This window comes from Flavobacterium sp., from assembly GCF_031423415.1.
Taxonomy (GTDB): Bacteria; Bacteroidota; Bacteroidia; order Flavobacteriales; family Flavobacteriaceae; genus Flavobacterium.
On record NZ_JANPFL010000186.1, the window covers coordinates 34,837 to 46,047 of the forward strand.

Sequence of the window (11,211 nt, forward strand, 5' to 3'; positions counted from 1 at the left end):
GTTTGTTTTGTGTTGTTTATCTTATAATGTCATAACTTTTAACAGTTACCATTTTTTCCTATATTAGCAGGTTATAAAGCCAATACTTTTTATGAACAAACAAGATCTAATCTCAAAAATAAAACAACTAGACGGCGTAACTCAAGACGAACGTGCGTATTTAATTAATTTGGTGAATACCAAGAAAAAATACGGTTTAGTTTGGGAAGACAAACCCGAAGATGTTGAAGAACAACTACGTGATAATTTACCAGTTTTAAAAGAAGTAAAAGAGAAAGCAATTATAAATGGAGAGGACAACCCAAACCATATTTTGATTGAAGGCGACAATCTGCACGCGCTCACAGCATTAACATTTACTCACGAAGGTAAAATAGATGTAATTTATATTGATCCACCATACAATACAGGAAATAAAGATTTTAAATACAATGACAGTTTTGTAGATAAAGAAGATAGTTACCGCCACAGCAAATGGCTTTCGTTTATGGACAAACGATTAAGGATTGCAAAGCAATTATTGAGTGATAATGGAGCTATATTTATATCAATTGATGACTATGAAGTTGGACAGCTAAAACTCATTTGTAATGAAATATTTGGTGAAAGTAATTTTGTTGGTCAATGGAATTGGTTCAAATCTGCAACACCTCCAAATCTTTCACACAAGATAAAAAAGAATGTTGAGTTTATATTGGGTTATGAAAAAAATAAGAACAATACTAAATATAAAGGAATACAAAAAGATAGCAAGAGCGATGATCCGATTACAAAACCTCAGAATACATTAAAAGTATTAACATTTCCTCCAAAAACAATAAATTTTAAGAATGAAAATTTTCAGCTCCAAGCAGGTATTTATGGTACTGAAAAATACCCAAATAAACTATTAAATGATTTAATAGTTGAAAATTACACAAACACAAATGAAGTTTCTTTTGAAAATAGATTTGTTTGGACACAACCCAAATTAGATGAAGAATTAGCAAATTCAACAATTATTAATTGCTCAAAAACAACTGTTATTTCTTATAAAAAACAAAACTATTCAGAAGAGGTACCTCCCAATTTAATTGATGAAAGTGTAGGTGTTGATACTACTGAAGAAGCAGGTAAAAGTTTGTATGAAATTTTTGGCGAAAAAATGTTTGACTACCCGAAACCAGTAAGTTTAATAAAATATTTACTCTCATTTAAAGAAAATTCTATTATCCTTGACTTTTTCGCAGGATCAGGAACCACACTTCACGCAACTATGGAACTTAATGCAGAAGACGGAGGTAATCGTCAAAGTATTATAATAACAAATAATGAAATTGATGCAAAAACAGAAAAGGATCTTTTAGAAAAAGGTATAGAAAAAGGGACTGAAGAATTTGAGAATTCAGGTATTTGTCAAGCAGTAACTTATGAAAGAAATAAGAGAGTTATTGAGGGTTACACCAATACTAAAGGAATTGTAATTGAAGGTTTGAAAAATAATAATCTAAGGTATTTTAAAAGTGAATTCGTTCCAAGTTCAAAAACTGAGCAAAATAAAAGATTACTTACTCAAGCAAGTACGGAATTAATTTGTATAAAAGAAGATTGCTATCAAGACGTCACCGAAAAGGATGGTTTCAATAGGTTACATTGCGGTATGTTTACAAATGGCAAAGGGAAATATTTAGTTGTAGTATATCATACTCGTCAAATAAATGCAGTTTGCGAACAATTAACTAATTATATCAAAGGGTTAGAAATAACCGAAAAAGTTAAACTATATGCTTTTAGCCCTGAGAAAGAAACGCTTTTAGAAGATTTTTACGATGTTCAAGATAAAATCGATGCTGTTCCACTTCCAGAGGCAATTTACAACGCTTACAGAGCAACTTTTAGAACACTTAAATTAGATAAAAAACCTATGGTTGTTATTACTATTACTGATGATGTCGATGGAGAAAGCACCTTATTTGATAACCAAGATGAAGAATAAATTATGTTTATATTAAAGGAATTTCAAGAAAAAGCGGTTAAAAATTTACTAGAACACACATTTGACGCACTGAGCGAAGTACAACCACAAACAAAGATTTTATTAGAAGCTCCAACAGGTTCTGGTAAAACAGTTATGATGGCTTCTTTAATTGAACGCATAGTAGAAGAATTACCGATGCAATCTGGTTTAACTGATAATGTAGCTTTTATATGGTTTGCACCAAACACTTTACACATTCAAAGTTTCCAATCTTTACAAAAATTATATGCTGATGCTAATAAATTAAACTGTATTGATCTGAATAATTTGTCAGGTAATCCGGTGCTGAATAATAAAGATTTACTCTTTGTAAATTGGAGTGCTGTCGATAAAGTAAAAAACCTTTGGCGTAGAGAAAACGAAACAAATACTAATTTAGAAACATTAATTGAAAACACAAAAACCGAAGGAACTCAAATTATATTAGTGATTGACGAAGCACATTTAAGTGCGTTTACAGGAGCTCAGGCTATAGCAGTTAGAAATTTGATACAAGCTAATGTAGAAGTACTTGTAACTGCAACTCCAACATTTCAAAGACCTCAAAGAACGGTTTCCATATCTCGTAAAAAAGTGATTGAGGAGCAAATGATAAAAAAGGGAGTTAGGATAAATATTGGATTGGATGCAGCACAACAAAACGGCGATAATGTACACATCCATTTATTGAGAACTGCATTTGCTAAGAAAAGAGAATTGGAACAATTGTATAATGATGAATTAGGCGAAAATATAATTAATCCTTTAATTCTAATACAATTACCTTCTGAAAATTCTTCTTTGTCAGAAGAAGATAAGTCAATTAGAGAAGCACTTGAAGGTTTATTAAATGTGGAATATAATGTTTCTACAAATAATGGAAAATTAGCTGTTTGGTTATCTGGAGAAAGAAATAAAGATGGTTTAGAAGATATGAATGGTCTTCAAGATGTTTTAATTTTCAAACAAGCCATTGCTCAAGGTTGGGATTGTCCTAGAGCTTCTATTTTGGTAAGTTACAGAACTATTAATAGCCCAAATTTTGGTATTCAAACAGTGGGAAGAATATTAAGAATGCCACATCAAAAACATTATAAAAATGATGCATTAAACTATGGTTATGTATATTCAAATATTGAAACCAATAGAATAAATTTTGTTCCATCAGACAATGATTTTTTCGATAAACAAGTTGCTGAACGTAGAACTCAAAATAATTGGACTTTTGATATAATTCCGACTGCTACGATTGTAAATGATAGACCATCATCAGGTGTTTTAACATCCATTTTTGAGCAAAAATTTTTCTCAGTAATGGAACAAAGATATAGCATCACCCAATTGCCAGATGTTGACTTGTTCACTCCACAAAATCAAGAATTAGTAAAAACTCAAATAGAACAAAATAAACAAGCATTAATTCAAAATGGTTGGGAGTTTGAAATTGATGAACATCAAATTCATATTCCAACTGATATTGAAGTAGATCCTTATGAAGTAAACTCAATCGCTTTAAACAGTAATCAAATACAACACTTTGCTATAACTACTGCTCAATTTGGGGAGATGTTTGATAAGTTTTGTTATGATAATATTACAAGATTAAACCGCTCTAAAAGTTGGAAAAAGTTACGTGAAACTTTAATACATTTTGCTGAATATTATTTAGGAATATTTGAAGTAGATGCTCGTAAAATATTTTTATTTCCTCAAAATAGAGAATTATTAGTACAACATATTGTTGCTGCTTTAGAAAGTTTTGATATGTGGCAAAAAGCTAGAGGAAATGACAATAGACGTGTAGAAACATCAAATTGGGAAGTTCCTGAAATTAGATATTACAATGAGAATTATAACAGACAGGATATTGATAGTCACGCTTTAGATCCTTTTTTTGAAGGTAATACAGCATCTAGTCCCGAAGAAGAGTTTAAAAATTTTCTAGTTAGAAATGAAAATAATATTGAGTGGTGGTACAAAAACGGTGATAGTGGTCGCGAACATTTTGCAGTTGACTACATTAACATTCACAATGAGCTAAAATTATTTTATGTTGATTTTGTAATAAAATTTAAGTCCAATAAAATTGGATTATTTGATACAAAAACAAAACGCTCTGATATTGATGCTCCACGAAAACATAATGCTCTTTTGGATTTTATGGATAAAGAGAATATTTTAAATCCAAATAGAGAACTTATTGGAGGGGTATTAATTCCTGATGATAATGGTGGTATACCAGGATTTAGATATCCATTATTTAGAATTAATGACACCAATGATTTAACTGGTTGGAGTTTTTTTAATCCTGCTGAAATAAACAATTAATAAAAAAAAGAATATAGTAATATGAATACTGGCGAAATACTTATTTATCAAAACCAAGAGGGTAATATCAAAATTGATGTTCGCTTAGAAGAAGAAACAGTTTGGTTAACCCAGGATCAAATGGCGGTACTTTTTGGTAAAGCAAAGTCAACCATCAATGAGCATATCAAAAATATTTTTGAAGAAGGAGAGCTTAACGAAGCAACATCTTTACACAAATTCGGAATTTCCGAATTTCAGCAAAAAACACCTAATTATTACAATCTTGATGTTGTCATTTCTGTTGGCTATAGAGTAAAGTCAATACAAGGAACACAGTTTAGAATATGGGCTACACAACGACTAAAAGAGTATATTGTTAAAGGATTTGCATTGAATGATGAGCGTTTCAAATCGGGTAATTCAATGAATTATTTTAATGAATTACAAAGCCGTATTCGTGAAATTCGCTTATCTGAAAAATTCTTTTATCAAAAAATAAAGGACATTTACACGACAAGTATTGATTATGATCCAAAGGATGAAAAAACAATAGCATTTTTTAAAGTCGTACAAAATAAATTGCTTTGGGCAATCTCTCAAAACACGGCAGCTGAGTTAGTATATCGAAGAGTAGATGCCAGTTTGCCATTAATGGGGATGCTTTCTTATGATAAAAAAGAAGCAAAATCGGTAACAAAACAAGAAGTAAGTATCGCAAAAAATTACCTTGATGAAAACGAAATGAAATTACTTGGACTATTGGTAGAGCAATATTTGGCGTTTGCCGAAACTATGGCACAACAACAAACTCCTATGTATATGAAAGATTGGATTGCAAGATTAGACGGCATTTTGCAACTCAATGGAAGAGAATTACTTACACACGCTGGTAAAATAAGTCACGATAGAGCTTTAAAAAAATCAGCAACCGAGTTTGAAAAATACAAACTAAAACAAGCTGCTATTGAAAAAGAGCAAAGTCTAAAGGAAATTGAAGAAGATATCAAACGATTAAAAAAATAAAGTTATGATAAACAAAGGGCTAGACACAACATTCATACATTTTGGTATTCGTAAAGACGATATGGAAATCATCAAAAATCTCTGTGAAGAACAAGGATTAGGCTTTGAATGGTTAGAAGACAACATACTAAAAGAGTTCCACAATCTTAAAATCAATAACGAAGATATTGACAGCAAAAAGATTGAAAAAATTATCGAAAAAGCTTTAAACAAAATATAAGTACTATGCTCATTACCAAAATAATTGCCAAAAACTTTAAAACCTATCGAGAACTCGACTTGGACTTAACCGTAAATGAAGAGCAACCGATTATACTAATTGGTGGAGAAAATGGTGGTGGTAAAACCACCTTATTTCAAGCCATTTATAGTGCGTTGTATGGTTTAAAAGTAAAAGATGAACAACACTTTAACAAACTGCAAAATGCCGGAGAAAGGGCTAAAAGTTCTGGTAATAGTAGCAACAAAATTGAGTTAGAAATTCACTTTACGGGAAAAGTATTGCACAATGATTACAAATACATAATCAAGCGATTATATACACTCAATGCACAAAATAATCCAGTAGAAGCCGTAATGCTTAATCTTAACGGTGATGTTTTTAATTATGGAACGGCTACGCCACACGCTGAAAGAGTAAAGAAAGAAGCCGAAGTAAATAAAATCATCAAAGCCAATCTACCACAAGAATTAAGTAAGTATTTCCTTTTTGATGCAATGGAAGCAGGTAATTTGTTAAAAGACGAATACCTAAATCGTGTTATCAAAGAAAATATTGAAAACGTGATGGGTTTCAATAAGTACATTCAACTAGGCAATGCAACCAATACACTAACGCAGGAATACATTGCGCAAAGTATCGAAGTGGAAGAAGAAAGAATTCAATACAAAAACCTTTTAGAAGAACATAAAAAATACCAGGATTTAATAGATGCAACTAAAGTAAAGTATGACAGAAGTTTGAGTTATTCATTGGCTCAAAAAGAATTCTATGAAAGTGCTAAAGAAGGGAAAAACTTTCAAGCAAATATCAAGGAGCAAATTCAAATTGTAGAAAGAAAGATTGAGGATATTTTAAATAAGGAAACCCTTTTTATTGACCAATCTGAAAAATTCCTTAATGATATTGAAATTCAGGTTTTCATTCCGAAACTCATAACCATTGTTCAAAACGAAATTGAATTAATACTTTCCGAGAAAAGCCAACAAAATAATAGTGACTTTATTGAGCCGGAACACATCAGCAAAGTTTCAGACAAAGTATTAGAGTTCTTAAAAGAACATCATTTAATAATTGCCGAATTAACTGCTGAACAAAAAAATAAATTAGCGGATTACATTATTAAAAAATCAAGACAAAATAACAAGGATACGGAATACGATTATATTGACAAAAACGATATAACTCATTTTGAACAATTGTTAGGTTGGTCAAGCATCAATCAATACAACACACTCGAACAGCAAAAGAGTAGTTTAGAAAAAGAATTGACTACGTTACCTAATTTGAAAATTCAGTTATTGGATTTAAGGAAAAATGATATGGGCGGTGGCGAAGAAACGATACAGAACTTTGAAGCTAACGAATTAAAAATAAAAGAGTACAAGGAAGCTATCAAAAATTATCAGTCTGATATGGAGCTTCTAGACAAAAAAATTAAAAGATTTGATTTGTCTGATGATGAAGTACCAAATCCTAAATTAGAAGTACTGAAAAAATTAGGTCCATTATTTTCAAATATTTCCAATGCGTTGTTAAAAAACAAAAAAGCACGTATTGAAGAGGCAATGAAAAACGATTTAAATACAACTTTAGTAGTTTATGAAAATCAGATTGATCGTGTGGTATTGTCAGAGGATTTAAGTAATCTTTCATTCAAAATTTATCACAAAGCTGGAAATGAAATATATCTTGATGAATTAAATGCAGCTTCAAAACAAATAATAATCCAGGTACTTTTAAAATCTTTACATTATTATGGAGATTACAATCCACCAGTAATGATTGATACAGTTTTTGGTTATTTAGATGAAAAAAGTAGAGCCTCATTACTCGAAAACTACTTCCCTAAATTATCACATCAAACTATTTTATTGAGCACCGATAGTGAAATTAGAAAAAATATTGATTTGAGTAAAATTGAAAACTTTATTTCAAAAAAGTTCACGCTCGTTAGGGATAAGGAAAACCAATTGACAAAAGTAGTTGAAGGTTATTTTGAAAATTAATAATAAGAAATTATGGCAGCAATAGAAACTGGTTTAAGACAAGCGGAAGCATTAAATTCAAAAATGAATGATTTGCGAGAACGCTTGGAAAAACATATCAATTTAAAAAACTATACCGATAATCATAAAAATGTTACGCCAAAGGGTAATGCAAAACTGATGCGTATTTGCTTGATTGCAGGTTTATCCGATAATGAGAAAAGAAACAAAGAAGTACTCAGTATTCAAATGTCGTCCAACAGTATTCATCCAACACTATTTACGGTTCACAATCTAAATGGAATGCTGTCTTCAATGATAAAGTTACGATACCACGATTTAGAAATAAATTGGGAAGATAACATTACAAAAAGTAAAGTCGTTAATGCGGAGATTTTCAGAGGCTTTGATATGCTGATGAAAGGCGACACATTACACGAATGGCTAAAAGTCAGTACAACAGCTTCAATAAAAGCAGGCCAAATACCATTATTAAACCTAAACATTGGAAATTATGATGGGGATATTAGTGCTTATTTAGATATGAATAGCAAAAATGTAACCAACACTCAAATTCTTATTGCAGGTTCAACGGGTTCAGGAAAATCAAACCTTTTAGCTGTTTTAATGAACGAAATGCGCTCTCTATCAGTTGAAAGTAATTATCCAGTTAATTTCCTTTTCTTCGATTACAAAGGAGAGTTTTCTGATGTAGCTAATAATAATTGGCTGCAACATTTTGAAGTAAACCGTTCGGCTATTTTAGATCCAATGGTAGAACCTTTGCCATTTACACCATTCAAAGATTTTGTAGGTAAAACACAAAACGAAATCAATCTATACTCAACAGAACTGGCTAATGCTTTGTTGTCTATCGATAAGGCAACTATTAGTGCTAATATGGGAGAAAGACTTTCCTCTGCTATAATAAATACTTACAAAGAGACAAAAGGCAAACCAATTAATTTTACTCAAATTATTGAAAGTTATACAGAACTTCAGCCACCAAAAGATAGAGAAAAAACAGATAGTGTAAAAGCTGTTCTTAACCAATTGGAGCGTTCTAATTTATTTACTAACGAAGACCGTATCGACTTAATTGGAAACAGTTTCATAGTAAAAATGGACAAATTCCCAAATGATGGTCCAATCGGAAAAGCGATAGTATATTTCATAGTATCAAAACTAAATTCCATCTATGAAAATCTTCCAGTACAAGCCAATGATAAAGAAAAAGTAGAATTAAGACACTTCACAATTATCGATGAAGCCCATTATATGCTAGGATTTGACAACAAACCACTTCGTGATTTGATTGCCGTAGGTCGTAACAAAGGAATGAGTATCATTCTGGCAACTCAAAATATGGATGCCTACAAAAGCAAACATTTTGATTTCTATGCCAATGCTCAATATCCATTAATAATGAAGCAGCAATCTATTAACGATAGCGTTTTAAAAGATATGTATGGTGTAGCAGGAAACGATTTAGTAGAAATAAAACAAGCCATTGCAGGACTTCAAAAAGGAGAATTAATTATCAAAAATAATGATGCCGTTTTAATGGGGTTTGGTAAGAAGTTTAAGAAAATTAAGGTAAGGCATTTGATATAGAAATAATACATATTCTATTGTATTTGTAGTATTTAAACAAAGGAAAAAATAATTAATGTCACCCAAGTTGTATGACACAATAAATAAATTATATGATTTTATATAATAACAGTAATTCGAAACTAAATCAAGTAAAGGAGAAGCTTTTAAATTAGAAAGAGATATTCAAAATGTTTTTGAAAATAATCTTCAAGAAGTTATGGGGTTACAATTAGTACGGTCGGAATTCTCAATTAAAAATAGACGTATCGATACTTTAGCATTTGATAAGCAAACGAATGCATTTATTATTATTGAATATAAAAGGGATAAAAATTATAGTGTTGTTGATCAAGGATTAACGTATTTAAATTTAATGCTTCAAAACAAAGCAGAATTTATATTAACCTACAATGAAACACTAAAAGACACATTACATAGTAAAGATGTTGACTGGTCACAATCTAGGGTTGCATTTGTTTCTCCAAGTTTTACAGAAAATCAAATATCAGCTAGTGATTTTAAAGATTTTGGTATAGAGTTATGGGAAGTTAAACAATTTGAAAACAACATTATTAGTATCAATAGTATAAAGAAAAGCAGTGGCGCGCAAAGTATAAAACCACTACTAGAAAATAGCGATAAACTAAAAGAAGTAAAAGAAAATATCAAAGTTTACACAGAAGAAGACCATCTTACTAATGGCTCGGATACTACCGTAGAATTATATGAAAAATTTAAAGCCTCTATATTAAATCTAGCAGATAACATAGAAATCATTCCACAAAAATTTTACATAGCTTTCAAGAAAGGAAGTAATATTTCGGATATAGAAATGCAGAAAAAAGGATTAAAGATTTTTATAAATGCTAAAAAAGGCACACTAGACGACCCTAAAGGTTTAGTAAAGGACGTATCTAATATAGGCCATCGTGGCAATGGGGATTATCAAATTCAAATTGAAAACGATAATGACTTGGAGTATATTATGAGTTTAATAAAACAAGTTATTAAGTAACGGTATCAATAGTTATTTAAGACTTTAAATAATTCTCAATAAATATTTATAAATTCATTAGTTTTGTTGATAGTAATAAAAAGAGGTTTTTAATTTCTGGTAATTAGAAAGAAAATAATTATGGGGCATATTTGTCATCAAACTTTAGAAAATCAGGGTAATAGTAAAGATATTTTATCTTCTGGTCCTATTAAAGGTACAAATAAAAATAATTATTTTGGTGAAGGTTATTATTTTTGGGATGATAATTTAAAACACGCTAAATGGTGGGGTAAAAAACAATATAATAGCAAATACTACGTTTTTGAAGCTGATATCGTTTTTGACTTAAATAGAATGTTTGATGTGACTGATCGTAGTTGTATTTCATTTTTAAAAGATGTTGTAGATGAATTTCTAGAAGGTGATATAGATTTACCAGATTATTTTTTAGGATCTATTTTAACCCTATTATTTGAAGAAGAAGTAAAAACAACAAATCAATTATTTCCTTATTTATATGCAAAAGGTATAGATTTTAATAATGATTATTCGTCAAGAATGAATTATAGTCCAATAACAAAAAGTTATTTTTTATTAAATCCTACTACATTTTTTTGTATCTTTAAAGAAGAAAACATACATTTGCAAACGTTTGAATTAATTGTTGAATATTAATTTGGCTTATTATGGAAGATTTAAAGAAAATTGCATTAGAAAATATTAGAAATTTCATTAAGGTTACACCTAGAAATGAAATATTGTCTCGTTTGGAAATTTTATCTAGAGAGGGAAGTATTGATGGATATTTAATCAGTTCTATTATAAATGACGAGTTTATAAATTTGTGTAACAAGAATTTACCTATAGAAGAAATGGTAGCTGTCAAGGTTCATTGGCCTGACATTGCATATTTTTTTCAAAATAATATTAATAACCCGCAAAATTAGACTGAACCCAAAAGTTTGGACAAATTTATAATTAATTTTGATAATAATGAGTTCGATATTGTATCGGGCTCATTTTGTTTAAATTTGACTTGATTCTGTCATTATTGTAATAATTTATATATTCATTTATTTCC

The 11,211-nt window shown here is 30.1% G+C and carries 10 protein-coding genes; 9 read left to right on the forward strand and 1 reads right to left on the reverse strand.

Annotation, left to right across the window (positions count from 1 at the left end):
• The first annotated feature begins 91 nt into the window (after window positions 1-91).
• The 9 genes from RMO83_RS15850 to RMO83_RS15890 all read left to right on the forward strand — a co-directional run bounded on the left by RMO83_RS15850 (window position 92) and on the right by RMO83_RS15890 (window position 11,077).
• Complete coding sequence (locus tag RMO83_RS15850) at window positions 92-1,975, forward strand: site-specific DNA-methyltransferase (RefSeq protein ID WP_310560675.1); 1,884 nt, start codon at window positions 92-94, stop codon at window positions 1,973-1,975.
• Between the two features lie 3 nt (window positions 1,976-1,978).
• Window positions 1,979-4,324 (forward strand): DEAD/DEAH box helicase family protein, encoded by a 2,346-nt coding sequence (locus RMO83_RS15855; protein ID WP_310560676.1) that lies wholly within the window; start codon window positions 1,979-1,981, stop codon window positions 4,322-4,324.
• 21 nt (window positions 4,325-4,345) lie between these two features.
• Window positions 4,346-5,329 carry a RhuM family protein gene (gene rhuM, locus RMO83_RS15860; protein WP_310560677.1) on the forward strand — a complete coding sequence of 328 codons (984 nt, stop codon included), beginning with the start codon at window positions 4,346-4,348 and terminating at the stop codon, window positions 5,327-5,329.
• Between the two features lie 4 nt (window positions 5,330-5,333).
• Complete coding sequence (locus RMO83_RS15865; protein ID WP_310560678.1) at window positions 5,334-5,549, forward strand: DNA modification system-associated small protein; 216 nt, start codon at window positions 5,334-5,336, stop codon at window positions 5,547-5,549.
• 5 nt (window positions 5,550-5,554) lie between these two features.
• Window positions 5,555-7,558, forward strand: coding sequence for an AAA family ATPase (locus tag RMO83_RS15870; RefSeq protein ID WP_310560679.1), 2,004 nt, complete (start codon window positions 5,555-5,557; stop codon window positions 7,556-7,558).
• A 12-nt stretch (window positions 7,559-7,570) separates the two neighbouring features.
• Window positions 7,571-9,151 carry a helicase HerA domain-containing protein gene (locus RMO83_RS15875; protein WP_310560680.1) on the forward strand — a complete coding sequence of 527 codons (1,581 nt, stop codon included), beginning with the start codon at window positions 7,571-7,573 and terminating at the stop codon, window positions 9,149-9,151.
• Window positions 9,152-9,350: 199 nt separating this feature from the next.
• The gene (locus tag RMO83_RS15880) at window positions 9,351-10,148 is read left to right on the forward strand and encodes a DUF5655 domain-containing protein (protein ID WP_310560681.1); all 798 of its coding nucleotides are present in this window, start codon (window positions 9,351-9,353) and stop codon (window positions 10,146-10,148) included.
• Window positions 10,149-10,268: 120 nt separating this feature from the next.
• Window positions 10,269-10,805: a hypothetical protein gene (locus RMO83_RS15885; RefSeq protein WP_310560682.1), complete on the forward strand. Its 537-nt coding sequence runs from the start codon at window positions 10,269-10,271 to the stop codon at window positions 10,803-10,805.
• A gap of 11 nt (window positions 10,806-10,816) precedes the next feature.
• Complete coding sequence (locus RMO83_RS15890) at window positions 10,817-11,077, forward strand: hypothetical protein (protein WP_310560683.1); 261 nt, start codon at window positions 10,817-10,819, stop codon at window positions 11,075-11,077.
• A 31-nt stretch (window positions 11,078-11,108) separates the two neighbouring features.
• On the opposite strand, the gene RMO83_RS15895 is transcribed toward RMO83_RS15890, so the two are convergent.
• On the reverse strand, window positions 11,109-11,211 hold a 103-nt coding region (locus tag RMO83_RS15895; protein WP_310558274.1), incomplete at its 5' end, for an IS3 family transposase.

Coding starts and splice junctions, on each gene's coding strand:
- RMO83_RS15865 (WP_310560678.1), top strand. CDS start 5,334: ATGATAAACAAAGGGCTAGACACAACATTCATACATTTTGGTATTCGT.
- RMO83_RS15870 (WP_310560679.1), top strand. CDS start 5,555: ATGCTCATTACCAAAATAATTGCCAAAAACTTTAAAACCTATCGAGAA.
- RMO83_RS15890 (WP_310560683.1), top strand. CDS start 10,817: ATGGAAGATTTAAAGAAAATTGCATTAGAAAATATTAGAAATTTCATT.
- RMO83_RS15885 (WP_310560682.1), top strand. CDS start 10,269: ATGGGGCATATTTGTCATCAAACTTTAGAAAATCAGGGTAATAGTAAA.
- RMO83_RS15880 (WP_310560681.1), top strand. CDS start 9,351: ATGGGGTTACAATTAGTACGGTCGGAATTCTCAATTAAAAATAGACGT.
- RMO83_RS15855 (WP_310560676.1), top strand. CDS start 1,979: ATGTTTATATTAAAGGAATTTCAAGAAAAAGCGGTTAAAAATTTACTA.
- RMO83_RS15850 (WP_310560675.1), top strand. CDS start 92: ATGAACAAACAAGATCTAATCTCAAAAATAAAACAACTAGACGGCGTA.
- rhuM (WP_310560677.1), top strand. CDS start 4,346: ATGAATACTGGCGAAATACTTATTTATCAAAACCAAGAGGGTAATATC.
- RMO83_RS15875 (WP_310560680.1), top strand. CDS start 7,571: ATGGCAGCAATAGAAACTGGTTTAAGACAAGCGGAAGCATTAAATTCA.